The organism is Thalassospira sp. ER-Se-21-Dark (genome assembly GCF_017922435.1).
Taxonomy (GTDB): domain Bacteria; phylum Pseudomonadota; class Alphaproteobacteria; order Rhodospirillales; family Thalassospiraceae; genus Thalassospira.
Genome location: NZ_VDEZ01000002.1, coordinates 825,498 through 842,587, shown reverse-complemented (window position 1 = coordinate 842,587; position 17,090 = coordinate 825,498). Strand labels below are relative to the sequence as shown.

Below are 17,090 nucleotides of genomic sequence, written 5' to 3'. Positions count from 1 at the left end.
CTCGCCTAATTGTGCCCAGCGGATTTTTTTAGGGTACGCTGATGGATTGGCGGGATGACGGTATCGTTCTTTCGACACGCAAGCTGGGTGAAAATTCAGTCCGTCTTTCTGTCCTGACCCGTGATTATGGCCGCCATGCCGGTCTGGTACGCGGCGCGACCAGCAAATCCATGCGTGGCACCCTTGAACCCGGTAATGAAATCCGGGTGGGATGGTCCGCCCGGTTGGCCGAGCATCTTGGGCAATTTCGCTGTGAATTGACCGGGGCGCATGCCGCAGACCTTTTGTTGCATGCTGGCCCCTTGATGGCGATGAGTTCGGCCTGTGCGATGCTTGATGCAACACTTCCGGAACGCGAGGCCCATCCGGATCTGTATTGCGGGACCGTCGCGTTGATTTCGGCACTCAAGTCCGAGCAATGGTTGCCTGCCTATATCCGTTGGGAAGTCGGGTTACTGGAAGAGCTTGGTTATGGCTTGGCACTGGATCGATGTGCCGCGACCAACGAGGCCGAAAACCTTGCCTTTGTATCCCCCAAAAGCGGCCGTGCGGTTGGCGAGGCATCAGGGCAGGCGTATCGTGACCGGATGTTGCCATTGCCAGCCTTTCTTGCTTCTGGTCGGGCGTCTCAATCGCGCAAGGAAATGTCTTTATCAGAACAGTTGCGCGATGGTCTGAAACTGACCGGCTTTTTCATCCATCGTGATATTTTCGAGGCAAAAGGCATCAAACCTGTTGCCGCGCGCGACCGTCTTGTCAGCCATGTCTGGCGCACGGATATCGGAGCAGAAAAATAAATTCGGCAATTTGCGCGCCATATGTTGACCAAGACCATGCCCGGCGTAGTATGTTGCCAATAACGTAAGGTGTTCGGGTCCGAACGCACTTGCACATGTCCATTTTGACAAGCAACAAGAAAAATCGTTCATGAGCACCAAGACTTTCGATCCGGCCAGTGCCGGACAAATCCGGGAAACCCGGCTTGCAGACGCGCTGAGCGAACGATATCTCGCCTATGCGATGTCGACAATCATGTCGCGTTCCCTGCCTGATGTGCGTGATGGCCTCAAGCCAGTGCATCGTCGTCTTCTTTACGCCATGCGTCAGCTTAAACTGAACCCGGAACAGGGGTTCAAGAAATGTGCGCGTGTTGTCGGTGACGTGATCGGTAAATATCACCCGCATGGTGATCAGTCGGTCTATGACGCGCTGGTACGTCTGGCACAGGATTTTGCGGTTCGTTATCCGCTTGTTGATGGTCAGGGCAACTTCGGCAACATTGACGGCGATAATGCTGCGGCAATGCGTTACACCGAGGCCCGCATGACAGCGGTTGCCGCGGCGTTGATGGATGGCCTTGACGAAGATGCTGTTGATTTTCGACCGACCTATGACGGCGAAGAAAAAGAACCGGTTGTGATGCCGGCTGCTTTCCCGAACCTTTTGGCCAATGGGGCCTCGGGCATTGCCGTGGGTATGGCGACGAACATTCCGCCGCACAATGCCGGCGAGCTTTGCACGGCCCTGATCAAGCTGATTGATGATCCGGAAACCTCGATTGCGCAGCTTGTGCGTTGCGTGCCGGGTCCGGATTTCCCGACCGGTGGTGTTCTGGTCGAGCCGCGTGAAAACATTCTGGAAGCCTATGCGACCGGGCGTGGTTCATTCCGCCTGCGTGCGAAATGGGAAGTCGAGAAGCTTAGCCACGGTCTTTATCAGGTGGTGATTACCGAAATTCCCTATCAGGTTCAGAAAGCCAAGCTGGTTGAACGGATCGCCGATCTGATGGTGGCAAAGAAATTGCCGCTTTTGAACGATGTGCGCGATGAGTCGACCGATATCATTCGTCTGGTTCTGGAGCCGCGTACCCGTGCGGTTGAGCCGGAACACCTGATGGAAATGCTGTTCAAGAATACCGAGCTGGAAATCCGGTTTGGCTTGAACATGAACGTTCTGGACGGCGACAACACGCCACGTGTGATGAACCTGCGCGAAGTTCTGCGCGCATTCCTGGCGCATCGTCAGGATGTTCTGATCCGTCGTTCCAACCATCGCTTGGCCAAGATCAATCATCGTCTTGAGGTGTTGGAAGGCTATCTTGTTGCCTATCTGAACCTTGATGAAGTGATCCGGATCATCCGTTATGAGGATGAGCCGAAAAACGCCCTGATGAAGGCGTTTGACCTGACCGAAGTGCAGGCCGATGCGATCCTTAACATGCGTCTGCGGTCTTTGCGCAAGCTCGAAGAGATGGAAATCAAGAACGAGCATGCCAAACTGACCGAGGAAAAGCAGGGCCTTGAAGCACTTCTGGCCAGCGAAAGCCTGCGTTGGGAGAAAATCCGCGACGAGATTGAAGTGATGCGTGAAAACTTTGGCAAGAAAACTGCCATTGGCAAGCGCCGCACCGAGATTGGCGATGCACCGGAAGAAATCGAAGTTCCGCTGGAAGCATTGATCGAACGTGAACCGATTACGGTGATCTGTTCGAAAATGGGCTGGGTGCGTGCGCTTAAGGGTCATGTTGCGGATATCAGCGACCTGAAGTTCAAGGATGGTGACGAGCATCGCTTTGCGCTTAAGGCATTCACCACCGACAAGCTTCTGATCCTGTCGACGGCCGGGCGTTGCTACACCATGTCGTGTGACAAACTGCCGGGCGGGCGTGGTCATGGGGAGCCGATCCGTCTGTCCATCGACCTGCCGCAGGAACATGACATTGTTTCGATGGTGGTGCACAAGGAAGGCCGTAACCTTCTGGTGGCAAGTTCCGGTGGACGTGGCTTCCTGGTGGCCGAGAAAGAAGTGGTTGCGCAGACCAAAAACGGCAAACAGGTGCTTAACCTTGGAACTGGTGAAGTTGCCAAGATCTTCCTGCCGGTTGAGCAAGACCATGTTGCCGTTCTGGGCGATAATCGCAAATTGCTGATTTATCCGGTTTCGGAAATTCCGGAAATGACGCGTGGCCGCGGTGTGATCCTGCAGAAATATCGCCAAGGCGGGCTTTCCGACCTTATCTTGTTTAACCTTGAAGAAGGTCTTAGCTGGACGATGGGTGGCAGCGAAGGTCGTACCCGGACTGTGACCGAATTGGCCGAATGGATTGGCAAACGGGCGGGGGCAGGGCGCCTGCCGCCAAATGGCTTCCCGCGGTCCAACAAGTTTGAATAACGGGTGTTAAAACGCCTTGATAAAAGCCGGATGGTGCCAAGCCATCCGGCTTTTTCTTTGCCTGAATGACGAAAATTGATGCACTGCCTGTGATTTGTTGCATTTCCCGGCAGAAATGGCCGAAATTCGGTGCAAAAGATATAGCGTTTTCGGTGGTTAATCTGTAACTTCCCAACCTGTTTAACAGGAAGCCCGCAATTTTCCTGTGAGATTCAAAAAAGGGCTTGGGAGTGAAAAGTGAGATTTCTGGGAAATTTCGTCCGCGCCGTCGACAGTCTTAATGACTGGATCGGACGCGGAGTAGCCTGGCTGGTGATCCCCATGGTGGTGATCACATTTTTGGTGGCAACGTTGCGTTATGGCTTTGCGGTCGGCTGGGTGTCGATGCAGGAAAGCTATATGTGGCTTTACGGCATCATGTTCATGGTCGGCGCGGGTTACACGCTGCTGCATGGGGGGCATGTGCGTGTTGACGTTTTCTATCGTCCGGCATCTGCGCGCTACAAGGCATGGGTAGACCTTTTTGGTTCGCTGTTCCTGCTTGCGCCCGTTGTCATCATGATCCTGATGTACAGCTATCCTTACGTTGTCACGAGCTGGCACCGCCTGGAAGGATCGCATGAAACCGGCGGGCTTCCGGGATTGTTCCTGTATAAGTCTGTGATTTTGGTCTTTGGTGTCCTGATGCTGCTGCAGGGGCTGTCTTTGGCAGCGCGCAGTGTTCTGGTCCTGACCGGTCACAAAGAATTTGAAATCAAAGAAGAAGAGCACGAGGGCGTCTGATGACGGGGGAAATTCTTAGCCTGGTGATGTTCGCCGTAGCTTGCGGCGTGCTTCTTCTTGGTTTTCCGGTTGCTTTCTCACTTGCGGGCACCGGTCTTGCTTTTGCGCTTATTGGCAACGCCATGGGCACATTCGATATGCCGCTTCTGGGCTCTTTGCCGTCACGCTATTTCGGTGTGATGACCAACGAGCTTTATGTTGCGATCCCGTTGTTCGTGTTCATGGGCGTCATGCTTGAACGCGCACGGATCGCCGAGAAGCTTCTGACCACCATGGGCATGCTGTTTGGCACCATGCGTGGCGGCCTTGGCATTTCGGTCGTGATCGTTGGTATGTTGCTGGCGGCATCGACCGGTATTGTCGGTGCGACGGTTGTGACCATGGGCTTGCTCAGCCTGCCGGCGATGCAAAAAGCCGGTTATGATCCGAAACTGTCGACCGGTGTGATCTGTGCATCGGGTACGCTGGGTCAGATCATTCCGCCGTCGATTGTTCTGGTTCTGCTGGGTGATATCCTGCAGGGGGCTTATGCCGAAGCGCAGCGTGCGCTGGGCAACTGGGCACCGGAACCGATTTCGGTGATGGATCTGTTTGCCGGTGCCTTCATTCCGGGAATTATGCTGGTTGGGCTTTATATCGGCTGGATCATCATCAAATCCCTGATTGATCCGGAATCAGCACCGGCACTGGTCGAGGGCAAACGCCCGGCAGGCCTTTGGGGTGAAGTACTGCGTGCATTGCTGCCGCCGGCATTGCTGATTGTGGCGGTTCTGGGCTCCATCCTGACCGGGATTGCAACGCCGACGGAATCCGCGGCATTTGGCTCGGTCGGTGCGACCATTCTGGCTGCATTCTATCGCCGCCTTGATATGCCTGTGCTGCGCCATGTGGTGCGCCAGACGGTTCAGGTCAGCGCGATGGTGTTTGTCATCCTTCTGGGTGCGTCGGTGTTCTCGCTGGTGTTCCGTGGTCTGGGTGGTGATCATCTGGTTGAAGAACTGCTGCACAACCTTCCGGGTGGTGTGTTCAGTGCGATGCTGGTCGTGATGTTGCTGATGTTCGTCATGGGCTTCTTCCTCGACTTCATCGAGATCGTGTTCGTTGTGATTCCGATTGTCGGTCCGATCCTGCTTAAGCTTGATGTCGATCCGGTCTGGCTGGGTGTGATGATTGCGATCAACCTTCAGACCAGCTTCCTGACACCGCCATTCGGCTTTGCGCTGTTCTATCTGCGTGGTGTGGCCCCGGCGGCGATCAAGACGTGGGATATCTATCGCGGGATTGTACCGTTCGTGGTTATCCAGATGCTTGGTCTGTGCCTTGTGGCTGCCTTCCCGTGGTTGGCAACCTGGCTTCCGAGCGTTCTGTTCTAAGAACGACGGCGATATATCATCAAAGAAAAAGGCACCCGTGATGGGTGCCTTTTTTGTTTCAGTGGCCGGCTCTGACAAGTTTGGAGCAGGCCAAATAAAAAGGGCTGGCAATTGCCAGCCCTTTGTCGTTTTCCGAATTCGGAGAACTTAGTATTTGAACGGCAGAACACGTGCCTGTGCGAATGCCGCTTCCGAGAATTTCGACCATGCGATCGACTGGGTACGGAAGGCGATAAGGCTTTCGAAGACTTCCTGCGACAGCGGGTTCGACGAAACCAGGTCACGCAGAACTTCGCCCGACAGTTTGCCAAGGCCGGTCAGAATGTCGTCAGAGAACGGACGAACATCAACGCCGTGCTTGTTACGCAGGGTGTCGAGTGCCTGAACGTTACGCGCGGTGAATTCGGACAGAACCATCTGGTTCACAGCACGGTTTGCCTGCTCGACAATGGCTTTGAGATCATCCGGGAGTGCATTCCATGCATCCAGGTTGATGAAGTTGTCGAGAACGGTCGCCGGCTCGTGCCAGCCCGGATAGTAGTAGTATTTGGCCGATTTATAGAGACCAAAGGCCAGATCGTTGTACGGACCAACCCATTCGGTTGCGTCAATCGCGCCCGACTGCAGTGCAGGCGGAATTTCGCCGCCCGGAAGGTTCACAACGTTGGCACCAGCGGCTTTGACAACTTCGCCACCAAGGCCCGGAATACGCATTTTCAGACCTTTATAGTCGTCAATGGTGTTCATTTCCTTGTTGAACCAGCCACCCATCTGGGTGCCGGTGTTGCCCGACGGGAAGAACTTACAGTTCAGTTCCGCATAGACCTTATCAGCCAGTTCCTGACCGCCACCCCACTGGAACCAGGCATTCTGTTCCTGTGCGTTCAGTCCGAACGGCATTGCTGCGATATACTGGGTCGCGTCGACTTTGCCTTTCCAGTAGTAAGGCGCGCCGTGGCCCATTTCGACGGTGCCGTTGCCAACAGCGTCGATGGCTTCGAATGCTGGAACAATTTCACCTGCGCCAAAAACGGTAACTTTCAGGCGACCTTCGGATGCCTTGGTGATGTATTCAGCAAGAAGGTTTGCGCCGGTGCCAAGGCCCGGAAAGTTTTTCGGCCAGGTGGTGACCATCCGCCATTCGCGGACGTCCTGGGCAATTGCCGGTTTGGCGAAAGTTGACGCGGCAGCAGCAGTCGCACCTGCTACGGCAGCGCCGGAAAGAAATTGGCGACGTTTCATTGGTTACAACCTCCCAAAGATGCAAGCTCATGATTTATCTGTAAAAGCTGGATGATCAGCTTTGAGACGAAGCTTATATGCGTCTTTACGGGCAGGCAACCGAGGATCGAGTTGTTGTATGGTACTTTAGTCTAATTGGGGAAAGTGGTTCGCGCAATTGGTGCAGAACGGGAACTTTTACAGCTTAGTCGGCGTCGCTATCAGCGTCTTCCATCGAGACCCACTGGCCATCGCGGAAGCCTTCAAGGGGCTGGAAGCGCATCTTATAGGACATCTTGCGGCAATCGCCGATCCAGTAGCCGAGATAGACATGCGGAAGGGAGAGCATTCTGGCTTCGTCGATCAGATCAAGCACGATGTAAGTGCCCAGTCCGCGACGGTCTTCTTCCGGGTCAAAGAAGCTGTAAACAGCAGACAGTCCGTCGGCCAGAATATCAACCAGTGCGACAGCAATCAGGCTGTCATCATCCCGGCGATATTCGAAGATCGAGGTTTCCACAGTGCTGTCTTCGATCATTGCGCGGTAATCACGGGCATCCATGCGCGCCATGTCACCATTGCCATGTCGGGCATCCTGATAGGTGCTAAACAGCTGATATTGTTCTTGGGTCGCGGACGGTGGCATTACCTTGCGGACAAGATCGCTGTTTCTGTTCTTGATGCGGCGGAAGGACCGGCTGGGTTCGAACCCGTCACAGCGGACGCGAACCGGAATACAGGCATTGCAATCACTGCAGGCCGGCAGATAGGCAATGGAGTGGCTGCGGCGAAAGCCTGCACGCGACAAAAGATCATGGACGTTGTTGGCCTCGGGCCCGCGCAGTTCGGTGACCAGTTTACGTTCGAACCGGCCGGGCAGGTATGGGCACGGCATCGGTGCGGTCATAAAATAGTGCTGGGTCAAGCGCCGCTGATTAACTGTCATTTGATCCGATCAGTCCCGGTCACATCAAAGAGAACTATTCTATGAGATTAGGTGTTGTTTATGACAGTTTAAAGGCCTGACGGTCAAAAGGGCACCGATTTCTGTTGCCGGATTTCAAATCACCGTTGTGACGGAACAGAGAAGGTCGGGCGGCGCTGGTTTTCACCCTGTGCCGGTTGTTGTGTCGGCGATGGTGCCGGGCCAGCGGGTGCTGCACCTGTCGGTGCAGTTTGTCCGTTTTGGCCAGCTTCGCCGGTGCCTTCAAGCTCGGAACGTTCGCCGGTACCACGCAGCAAGGTGATGCTGATGCGGCGGTTGCTTTCATTTTCCGGTGCCTCGGGCAGGAGCGGGTCGGTATCCGACAGACCGGCAACCTTGGCAAAGCGTCCGGTTTCAAGCCCCATTTCTTCAAGCGCACGACGGGTGGCCAGCGCACGATCGGCTGACAGTTCCCAGTTGGAATATCCGTCCGTGCGGTTGAACGGAACGGCATCGGTATGGCCTTCGATCGAGACATCCTGTGGCATATTTTCAATCACACCTGCGACCTGTTGCAGCAGAAGGCGGGTATGATCGGCCATGGCGGCACTGCCGCTCGGGAACATGGCGGTGCCATCTTCGTCAAGGATCTGGATGCGAAGCCCTTCATCGGTGTTTTCGATGCGGATGTTCTTTTCAAGGCCCTGAAGTTCCTCGTTGGCTTCGATTGCCTTAAGGAGTTCTTCCTGGGCCTCGTTGAATTCCTGTTCTTCCATCTGGGCCACACGGATGGCTTCGCGTTCTTCCGGTGTTTCGACCGGCGGGATTTCCATGCTGATGGATGGCGATCCGAATTCAGAACGTAGCGCACCTTCTTCGGCAAGGCTGGTGCCGCCCAGCAAACCGCCGGAACCCGATTCATTTTGCGAGATGGTTTCGGGCGTGAAATACATCGACACGCCTTGCAGCTGTTCCTCGGTCGCGCTTGAAAGCAGCCACAGCAACAGGAAGAATGCCATCATCGCCGTCACAAAGTCGGCATAGGCAACTTTCCAGGCACCACCATGATGCCCGTGCCCACCTTTTTTGATCTTTTTTATGACGATATCGGGCATTTGCTGCGTTGTCCTCTAAACCAGATCTTTTATCGCAAAATCAAGCCGTGGGCGCGTCTTGCAGCGCTTCGTCAAGCTCTTTGAAGCTGGGTCGAAGATTATGCGGGAGGGTTTTACGTGCGAACTCCACCGAGACCTGCGGGGCATATCCCTGCATGTGACCAACCAGGGCGGCTTTGATGCAGCTGTAATATTTGCCGTCAGCGTCCACAGTGTTTTTGATGATAGATGCGGTCGGGCCGACAAAGCCATAGGCACCGAGAATACCAAGGAAGGTACCGACAAGGGCCGCCGCAATCAGGCCACCAAGAATTTCAGGCGGTTCTGTCACCGAGCTCATGGTAACGATAACGCCAAGAACAGCGGCAACAATGCCAAGTGCCGGAAGGCCGTCACCAGCCGTTTGCACAGCAGATGCAACTGCGTGTTCTTCTTCGTGATGGGTTTCGAGTTCCTGATCCATCACCGCTTCAAGTTCATAGGCGTTGGTCGTGCCAAGGGTAAGCAAGCGCAGATAGTCACACATGAATTCCATCGCATGATGATCTTTCATCAGCATCGGGAAATTGGAAAACAGACTGGAGCTTTCCGGGTTTTCAACGTGGCTTTCAAGCGCAAGATCGCCTTTGGATTTCGCAAGGCGGAAGATCGCATAAAGGCAGATCAGAAGTTCCAGATAGGCGGCCTTTTTCTTTGGACCCTTCATGGCGCGAATGGTGTAGGTGAAGGATTTCTTCACGATGCCAAGCGGGTTGGCAGTCAAATAGGCACCAAACGCAGCCCCGAAAATGATCAGAACTTCAAGCGGTTGTACAAGAATGCCAAAGTCGCCATGCGGCAGATAGCCACCCAAGACAGAGCCGACTACGACGATATAACCAATGATCAAGAACATTCTTTTTTCTTCTCCGCTACCCCAAGCCAGATACCTGAACGATCAACCCCGAGTTCATCGAAACATCTGCCTTCTGCGGCAGTGCAGAACGTGTTTCTGATATCTATATGCTCTTATTAAGTTTTAATCTTATTAACATCGCGTTTAAATTAGCTGCGAGTTAGGTTTGACAGCGCGGTGAATAGACGCCATTTTCCCCAAGCTCCATTCGGGACGCGTCACCCATCCATATTGGTATACGAGAGCTTCCTTCAATATGTCTTTCTCTGCGCGCGATTTTCGCGATTGCCTTGGTCAATTCACAACCGGTGTTGCCGTTGTAACCACCCGTGCCCAAGACGGTGCAAAAGCGGGAATTACCATCAACAGCTTTGCCTCGGTGTCGCTTGATCCTGCGCTGGTATTATTTTCGGTTGATCATCGTGCGGCGACTCATGCGCTGTTCACGGGGGATGCCAAACGATTTTGCATCAATATCCTGAGCCAGAGCCAAAAGCAGGTGTCCGAGCTGTTTTCAGCCCCCGGGCAGGATGGTTGGGACAAGGTTGCATATGAAGATGACAGCCTTGGCATGCCGCGTCTTAAAGGCAGTGTTGCGGCCCTGACCTGCGAACGTCACGCCCTTCATGAAGGCGGTGATCACAGCATCATCGTTGGTCATGTTCAGGAACTGGTGATGGGCGAAACCGGTGCGCCGTTGCTGTATTACGGTGGGCGGTATCGCACGCTGGGTGACTGATGTTGTTGCTTGCGATGTGATGTAGTTCACACAAGAAAAGGGCCGTGGTGAAACACCAACGGCCCTTTGTCATTTTTAGATGCAAGGGTTCCTAGTCGAGGGACGTGTTGCCAAGCAGGCGACCACCGAATCCTTCCTTGATCAAGCGGTCGATTACCTGTTGCCCGTGCCGGGTGTCGCGCACTTCAAGCACCATGTCGACATCGGTCTGTTTTGCCGGGACGTCATAGAAGTGGCGCTGGTGATAGACTTCAATGATGTTGGCGTCTTCTTCGCCGATCAAGGCACTGATCGTTGAAAGTGCGCCCGGGACATCCGGAATTTCGATCCGGACACGAACAAGGCGGCCTTCACGGGCCATGCCGCGCATCAGAACCTGTGCCAGCAGGCGGGTATCGATGTTGCCGCCGCTGATAATCAGGCAGACTTTCTTGCCCTTGAAGCGATCCGGGTGATCAAGCAGGGCGGCGAGCGGGGCCGCACCGGCACCTTCGACAACGCTTTTTTCGATCTCGATCATCATCTGGATGGAGCGTTCGATTGAGCTTTCTTCGACCAGAACGACGTCATCGAGCTTTTCCTTGCAGATTTCAAGCGTCAGGCCGCCGGGTTGTTTGACAGCAATGCCTTCGGCGATTGTAACGCCACCGCCGGTGAATTCTTTGCTGTGTATGCCTTCATACATGGAGGGGTAAAGCTTGGTCTCAACCCCGATCACTTCGATGTCAGGGCGGCGCGACTTGATCGCGGTGACAACGCCCGATGCCAGACCACCACCGCCAATCGGCACGACAACCGTGTCGATGTCTTTGTTTTCATCAAGGATTTCGAGCCCGACGGTGCCCTGGCCTGCGATGATATGCGGATCATCAAACGGATGGACGAAGGTCAGACCGCGTTCTTGCTGGATGCGGTCGGCAGCCTCAAGGCTTTCAGCAAACACGTTGCCGGTCAGAACGACTTCGGCACCATGTGAGCGCGTATGGTGGACCTTGGTGTAGGGGGTGTTTTTGGGCATCACGATCGTGGCCGGAATGCCAAGACGTTTGGCGTTATAGGCAACACCCTGCGCGTGGTTGCCAGCCGAGACGGCGATAACACCTTTTTCGCGTTCTTTGGGAGTCAGGCTTGCCAGTTTGACATAGGCGCCACGTTCCTTGAACGACGCGGTATATTGCTGATTTTCAAGTTTCAGATAAACATCCGCCTGGCAAATGGTTGAAAGCGTTAATGATTTTACCAGTGGTGTTTTCGCAACAATGCCTTCGAGCAAGCCCGAGGCGCGAACAATATCGTGATAGGAAACAGTCATGATTTCCGTACTCCTGCGGCCATCCGCAATCTGATGCGATGGCTATAGTAATATTTTATGGCGTGAATAGCGGTATTAAACCGGTCCTGTCATCCGCAGATGACAGGGATCACATTCGCAGGTCGGAAATACCCATAATCATGGCGATCACACCGGCACGAAGAGGCGGGCAAGAGTGTGATGCGAGGATGTCAGTAGCTGCAGACATAGCCATGTACTTTCCGGGTTTCGATGTGTTTGAGAAACGCACCTTTGCGGATTGCGCGCGCAAGGTCAAGCATCGGAAAAGAAAAACCGGGTTGCGTCACGTGCAACCCGGTTTCTTGAGGCCAATCGTGTCAATCGACAGACACGTTATTCCATATTGAGGATAATGGTCTTCTTGTAGGTGAAGTGTTCGAGCATGCTTTCAAGCGATGCTTCCTTGCCAAGACCGGAAAGCTTGATCCCGCCATAAGACAGGTTCGGCTGGACAACAAGGTTCTGGTTGACCTGGACAAAACCGGCTTCGAGGCGCTTGGTGGCGACAAGGGCGGTTTTAAGATCCGTCGTCCAGACAGTCGCAGCCAGACCAAAGTCGCTGTCATTGGCAAGTTCAAGGGCCTCTTCAAAGGTTTTGAACTTGAACACACAGGCAACAGGGCCAAAGATTTCCTCACGGGCAATCCGCGCATTCGGATCGACATTGGTGAAGATCACCGGACGGACAAACAGGCCATCGGAAAGGGCGCTGTCGGTGGGAAGGGCGCTTAGTTCGTTTTTGGTTGCGCCTTCTTTTTCACCGACTTCGATATAGCCACAAACCTTGTCGAACTGTTTGCGGTTGATGATCGTGCCGATGTCGGTTTCTTCATCCAGCGGATCACCCATTTTAAGGGTGTTGACCTTATCAATCAGGCGTTTGACGAATTCGTCATGCAGGCTTTCATGCACCAGCATGCGCGACGCCGCCGTGCAGCTTTGTCCCTGACGGGTGAAACGCATGCCGCCAATCGCACCGGCAATCGCCTTATCAAGGTCGGCATCACCCATGACGATCATCGGGGATTTGCCACCCAGTTCAAGGGTGACCGGAATGAGTTTTTCGGCAGCGGCGCGATACACCGTGCGGCCGGTTTCAACTGATCCGGTGAAGGAAACCTTTTTGACATCCTTGTGTTCAACCAGCGGGCCGCCGCAAGACGGGCCAAAGCCCGACAGAATGTTAAAGACGCCAGCCGGAAGGACTTCCTGCATGATCTGACAAACGCGCAGAACGGCAAGCGGGGTGTCTTCGGCGGATTTGACGACGACTGCGTTGCCGGCAACCAGTGCCGGGGCGACCTTGATCGCCATCAGCATCATCGGAACGTTCCACGGAATGATCGCACCGACGACGCCCACGGCCTCACGGGTGGTCAGGGTCATCATGTTCGGGTTAAACGGAACCGTTTCACCTTTAAGCTCGGACGCAAGTCCGCCGAAAAAGACGAACATATCGGCCAGAACCGATGCCTCAACCCGGCTTTCGGTGCGCAGGGCCTTGCCCGATTCAAGGGCGACCAGACGCCCCAATTCCTCAGCATGGGACATCAGGATACGACCGCATTCGGCCAACAGTTTGCCGCGTTCACGCGCCGGGCGTTCGGCCCAGTCCTTCTGGGCGGCCTTGGCGGCGGCAACTGCAATCGCGACGTCATCGGCGTCACCGTCCGCTGCCTGACCGATGACCTTGCCCGTGGCAGGATTAAGAACATCAAAGGTCTTGCCGTTTTTCGGGGCGACAAGTTTACCGTTGATCAGATGATAACCGGACAGCTCCTTGGCCAGAACGGATGGATCAAGGATCGGATCAATGGGCATTTCAGGCTCCCTGTGGGTTGGCGTGCATCTGCGGTAAACCGCGTGGGGCGCACGATATTGGTTATTTGGTATTGGTTTACCAAATTATCGACAGGGCGATGCAATATCAAGCGCAATTAGTACCCTAATCGGTGTCGTGCACATGCAAGTCGCATGACAGGCGGCAAAAGGGCTGCTACCCTTGGCAGGCTAAAAGGCCAGCCCGGCGGCGGTACGTGTCTGGGCGCCTGATATTGGTAAACGATGGAGTATATTGTGCCACGTCATTTCGATACGACGTTCGATGTTGTTAAGGAACTCAAGCCTTCCTATCCGGTGTATTGCCTTAGACCCAATATTCTTCGAGAAACAGCGCAGCGCTTTGTCGAAATGTTCCCGGGAGACGTCCTGTATGCGGTGAAATGCAATCCGCATCCGGAGGTCATGCGATATCTTCATGAAGGCGGGGTGCGTCATTTTGACACGGCTTCGCCTGAGGAAATCTCGATCGTGCGGCGGCAATTCCCGGGGATGAAGGCGTATTTCATGCATCCGGTCAAAAGCCGAGATGCCATCCGCAATGCCTATCGGGTGTTCGGAATTGATCACTATGTGATTGATACCGCCGAGGAGCTTGAGAAAATTCGCGAGGAAACCGAGGGCGACACGAACCTGGTAATCCATGTGCGGCTTGCCACACCGCCTGCCGGTGCGACCTATAACCTGTCAGCCAAGTTTGGTGCGCGCCCGATGGTGGCGGCCGAGCTTCTGAAGAAGGTTGATGAATACGGTTACCATGCGGGCTTGTGTTTCCATGTCGGGTCGCAATGCACGACACCGACCGGGTATCGGATCGCGGTCGAGCTTATCCGTCAGGTCGTTGATTTTTCCGGTGTGAAGGTCAAGCATATCGACGTTGGTGGCGGTTTCCCCGGCCAGTATATGAACCAGCGTGGTGCCAGCCTTGAAGAGTTCATGGACGAGATCAAGGATTGTATCCGCTGGCTTGATATGCCTGATACCACCTATATGTGCGAACCGGGAAGGGCGCTGGTATCGAGCGGTATTTCCCTGATCACGCAGGTGCATCTGCGCAAGGAAGATACGCTGTTTATCAATGACGGTGTTTACGGCAGTCTGTCGGAAACCGTGACCGGGCAATTGCGTTATCCGGTGCGACCGTTGCGCATTGAAGGTGATTTCGATCCGGAAGAGACACTGGAATTTACCATCTATGGGCCGACCTGCGACAATATGGATGTCTTGCCGGCGACTGTGACCTTGCCTGCCGATATCCGGGAAGGCGACTGGATCGAGTTTGGTCACATCGGGGCGTATAGCAATGCGTTGGCCACCCATTTCAACGGTTTCCACCCCGAGGTACAGGTAACGGTCAGTGAAGCGTTCCCGTACATCGACGGTGAGTTTCCGTCGGTTGCACTGGACTAGCCTGACAAGGCCAACACGGTCTGACTGACAGACAAAATCGATCATTGCGGTAAAAAGGTACTTGTTTACCAATAATGGTTGGTTGCACTATGCTGCCCGCAGAAAAGACCGGCAGGGCAAACCTGCCGGTCAAAACGAATTCTCGGGGAAGCAGTACAGTGACCAACAGCCTTTTTATGCGCATACGCGACCGGTTTCCGGCCGATCTGTCATCAGTTCTGATTGAGACGCCAGATGGCAAGACCTATAGCTATGGCGATGCGGACACAGCATCGGCACAGATCGCCGGACTTCTGACGTCGCTTGGTGCGAAGAAAGGCGACAGGGTTGCCGTTCAGGTCGATAAATCCCCCGAGGCACTGTTTCTTTATCTTGGCTGCATCCGTGCGGGCCTTGTTTATTTGCCGCTGAATACCGCGTATCAGGCGGGTGAGCTTGCCTATTTCATGGATAACGCGTCGCCGGTGATCTTTGTTTGTCAGCCCCATCGCGAAGATGAGGTCAAGGCTATCGCGGACCAGCAGGGTGTTGCGCATGTTCTGACATTGGGCATGCAGTCTGAGGGCAGCCTGATGGACGGGGCGGCATCGCAACCCTCTGACTTTGCGCCGGTCGCGTGCGACGACGATGAATTGGCGGCCATACTTTATACCTCGGGCACAACGGGCAAGCCCAAGGGTGCGATGATGAGCCAGATGAACCTTTGGTCGAACGCATCAACGCTTGAAAAGCTTTGGGGCTTTAAGGCCGACGACACCCTGCTGCATGCCCTGCCGATCTTCCATACCCACGGGCTTTTCATTGCGTGCCATTGTGTGATGCTGTCGGGATCGAAGATGTTCTTCCTGCCGAAGTTTGATCGTGACCAGGTGATGGCGCTTTTGCCGCGCAGTACGGTGATGATGGGGGTTCCGACGTTTTATGTGCGTCTGTTGTCTGGTGATGATTTTACCAAGGATGTCACCGCAAACATGCGTCTGTTCATTTCCGGATCCGCACCGCTTCTGCCAGAGACCTTTACCGCATTCAAGGAGCGGACGGGCAAGGCGCTTTTGGAGCGCTATGGCATGACGGAAATGGGCATGGCGACGTCCAATCCGCTGGGTGGCGAGCGCATCGTTCATACCGTTGGCCCGGCACTGCCAGATGTCGAAGTGCGCGTGTGTGATGAAGACGGCAATGTTCTTGGTACGGATGAGATTGGCGTGCTGGAAGCACGGGGCCCGAACGTTTTTGCCGGTTACTGGCAGATGCCCGAAAAAACCGCCGAGGAATTCCGCAAAGACGGGTTCTTCATAACTGGTGATATCGCCAAGATCGACGCCAAGGGCTATGTCCATATTGTCGGGCGCGCCAAGGATCTGGTCATTTCCGGCGGGTTTAACGTTTATCCCAAGGAAATCGAAACCCTGATCGACAAAATGGAGGGCGTTGTTGAAAGTGCGGTGATCGGCGTTCAGCATCCCGATTTTGGCGAGGCGGTTGTTGCCGTGATCGTGCCGGAAGAAAAAGACGGCTTAAGCGAAGAGGGCGTGATTGCGGCGATTAAATCCGAGCTTGCCAACTTCAAGGTGCCCAAGCGCGTGTTCTTTGTCGATGAATTGCCGCGTAATGCGATGGGCAAGGTGCAAAAGAATGTCCTGCGTGAAGAGCACAAGGCGTTGTTTGCCAACTAAGACGATGCAGGCAAAGCGGATCTTTTAGCGGCAATCCCAAAATTCGGACAAAGAAAAACCCCGACAGATGCTCTGTCGGGGTCTTCCTCATGGACGCTACGGTCGTGGCTTAGCGACCGAAAGCAACACGGTGTGCTACATCGTCGATCATGTCGCGGTTCAAACCGATGTCTGCCAGTTCGCGCGTATCAAGTTTACGCAGCGCATTCTGGGTCTGGTACTGAACGCGCAGAGCGCGAAGGAAAGCAAAAATCTTGGTTACGATCATTTCATCACCTATTTCAAACCGGCCGATTATTCGGCGTCTGTTCAGTTAACCGGCATGTTCTCACCGAGATATTCCGCACAGGAATAGTTAGCTGGTTTGACGTGTCGGTTTGCATGGGATGTATCGAATGATCAACTGCTTGGTGGCGCATTCATCAGTCGATACGTCCTATTCATTTCGTGAGGACAATCTAAGGGGGATTGCGGATATAATCCAATGCGTTTTTTGCATGTCTGCGGATTGAAAAGCGCAGAAATCCCTGAAATCTCTCGTTAACTGTTCTAAACTGAATAGCTGATGCAGATTTGATGCTTTTTATTGCCATGCGTGTGGTGCATGGGT

General features: G+C 54.3%; 14 protein-coding genes. 7 read left to right on the top strand and 7 right to left on the bottom strand.

Features of this window, described 5'->3' with window-relative positions:
- Nucleotides 1-41: 41 nt before the first annotated feature.
- The 4 genes from recO (at nt 42) to FHI25_RS11585 (ending at nt 5,327) form a co-directional block, all read left to right on the top strand.
- The gene (gene recO, locus FHI25_RS11600) at nt 42-797 is read left to right on the top strand and encodes a DNA repair protein RecO (protein ID WP_210517953.1); all 756 of its coding nucleotides are present in this window, start codon (nt 42-44) and stop codon (nt 795-797) included.
- 130 nt (nt 798-927) lie between these two features.
- On the top strand, nt 928-3,171 hold the full coding sequence (gene parC, locus FHI25_RS11595) for a DNA topoisomerase IV subunit A (protein WP_210517951.1): 2,244 nt from the start codon (nt 928-930) through the stop codon (nt 3,169-3,171).
- Between the two features lie 237 nt (nt 3,172-3,408).
- Nucleotides 3,409-3,954 carry a TRAP transporter small permease subunit gene (locus FHI25_RS11590; protein WP_064781455.1) on the top strand — a complete coding sequence of 182 codons (546 nt, stop codon included), beginning with the start codon at nt 3,409-3,411 and terminating at the stop codon, nt 3,952-3,954.
- Nucleotides 3,954-5,327, top strand: coding sequence for a TRAP transporter large permease subunit (locus FHI25_RS11585; RefSeq protein WP_008891138.1), 1,374 nt, complete (start codon nt 3,954-3,956; stop codon nt 5,325-5,327). Before FHI25_RS11590 ends, FHI25_RS11585 begins: the two co-directional genes overlap by 1 nt.
- A gap of 147 nt (nt 5,328-5,474) precedes the next feature.
- Here the strand turns inward: FHI25_RS11585 and FHI25_RS11580 are convergent, their stop codons facing one another.
- The 4 genes from FHI25_RS11580 to motA form a co-directional block, all read right to left on the bottom strand.
- A complete protein-coding gene (locus FHI25_RS11580; protein WP_008891137.1) occupies nt 5,475-6,569 on the bottom strand; it encodes a TRAP transporter substrate-binding protein in 1,095 nt (364 codons plus the stop codon).
- 184 nt (nt 6,570-6,753) lie between these two features.
- Nucleotides 6,754-7,494: an arginyltransferase gene (locus tag FHI25_RS11575; RefSeq protein WP_210517949.1), complete on the bottom strand. Its 741-nt coding sequence runs from the start codon at nt 7,492-7,494 to the stop codon at nt 6,754-6,756.
- Nucleotides 7,495-7,613: 119 nt separating this feature from the next.
- Nucleotides 7,614-8,588 carry a flagellar motor protein MotB gene (locus FHI25_RS11570; protein ID WP_210517947.1) on the bottom strand — a complete coding sequence of 325 codons (975 nt, stop codon included), beginning with the start codon at nt 8,586-8,588 and terminating at the stop codon, nt 7,614-7,616.
- Between the two features lie 40 nt (nt 8,589-8,628).
- Nucleotides 8,629-9,483 carry a flagellar motor stator protein MotA gene (gene motA, locus FHI25_RS11565; RefSeq protein ID WP_008891134.1) on the bottom strand — a complete coding sequence of 285 codons (855 nt, stop codon included), beginning with the start codon at nt 9,481-9,483 and terminating at the stop codon, nt 8,629-8,631.
- A 256-nt stretch (nt 9,484-9,739) separates the two neighbouring features.
- Between motA and FHI25_RS11560 the strand changes: the two genes are divergently transcribed.
- Nucleotides 9,740-10,222: a flavin reductase family protein gene (locus FHI25_RS11560; protein WP_064781452.1), complete on the top strand. Its 483-nt coding sequence runs from the start codon at nt 9,740-9,742 to the stop codon at nt 10,220-10,222.
- Nucleotides 10,223-10,313: 91 nt separating this feature from the next.
- Here the strand turns inward: FHI25_RS11560 and FHI25_RS11555 are convergent, their stop codons facing one another.
- Both FHI25_RS11555 and FHI25_RS11550 read right to left on the bottom strand, forming a co-directional pair.
- A complete protein-coding gene (locus tag FHI25_RS11555; RefSeq protein WP_210517945.1) occupies nt 10,314-11,534 on the bottom strand; it encodes a threonine ammonia-lyase in 1,221 nt (406 codons plus the stop codon).
- Between the two features lie 354 nt (nt 11,535-11,888).
- The gene (locus FHI25_RS11550; protein WP_210517943.1) at nt 11,889-13,376 is read right to left on the bottom strand and encodes an aldehyde dehydrogenase family protein; all 1,488 of its coding nucleotides are present in this window, start codon (nt 13,374-13,376) and stop codon (nt 11,889-11,891) included.
- Nucleotides 13,377-13,619: 243 nt separating this feature from the next.
- On the opposite strand from FHI25_RS11550, the gene FHI25_RS11545 reads away from it, so the two are divergent.
- Nucleotides 13,620-14,804, top strand: a complete 1,185-nt coding sequence (locus FHI25_RS11545; RefSeq protein ID WP_209272184.1) for a type III PLP-dependent enzyme — start codon at nt 13,620-13,622, stop codon at nt 14,802-14,804.
- Nucleotides 14,805-14,962: 158 nt separating this feature from the next.
- Complete coding sequence (locus FHI25_RS11540; RefSeq protein WP_210517941.1) at nt 14,963-16,480, top strand: malonyl-CoA synthase; 1,518 nt, start codon at nt 14,963-14,965, stop codon at nt 16,478-16,480.
- A 109-nt stretch (nt 16,481-16,589) separates the two neighbouring features.
- On the opposite strand, the gene FHI25_RS11535 is transcribed toward FHI25_RS11540, so the two are convergent.
- Complete coding sequence (locus FHI25_RS11535) at nt 16,590-16,748, bottom strand: DUF1127 domain-containing protein (RefSeq protein ID WP_082923501.1); 159 nt, start codon at nt 16,746-16,748, stop codon at nt 16,590-16,592.
- Nucleotides 16,749-17,090 lie beyond the last annotated feature (342 nt).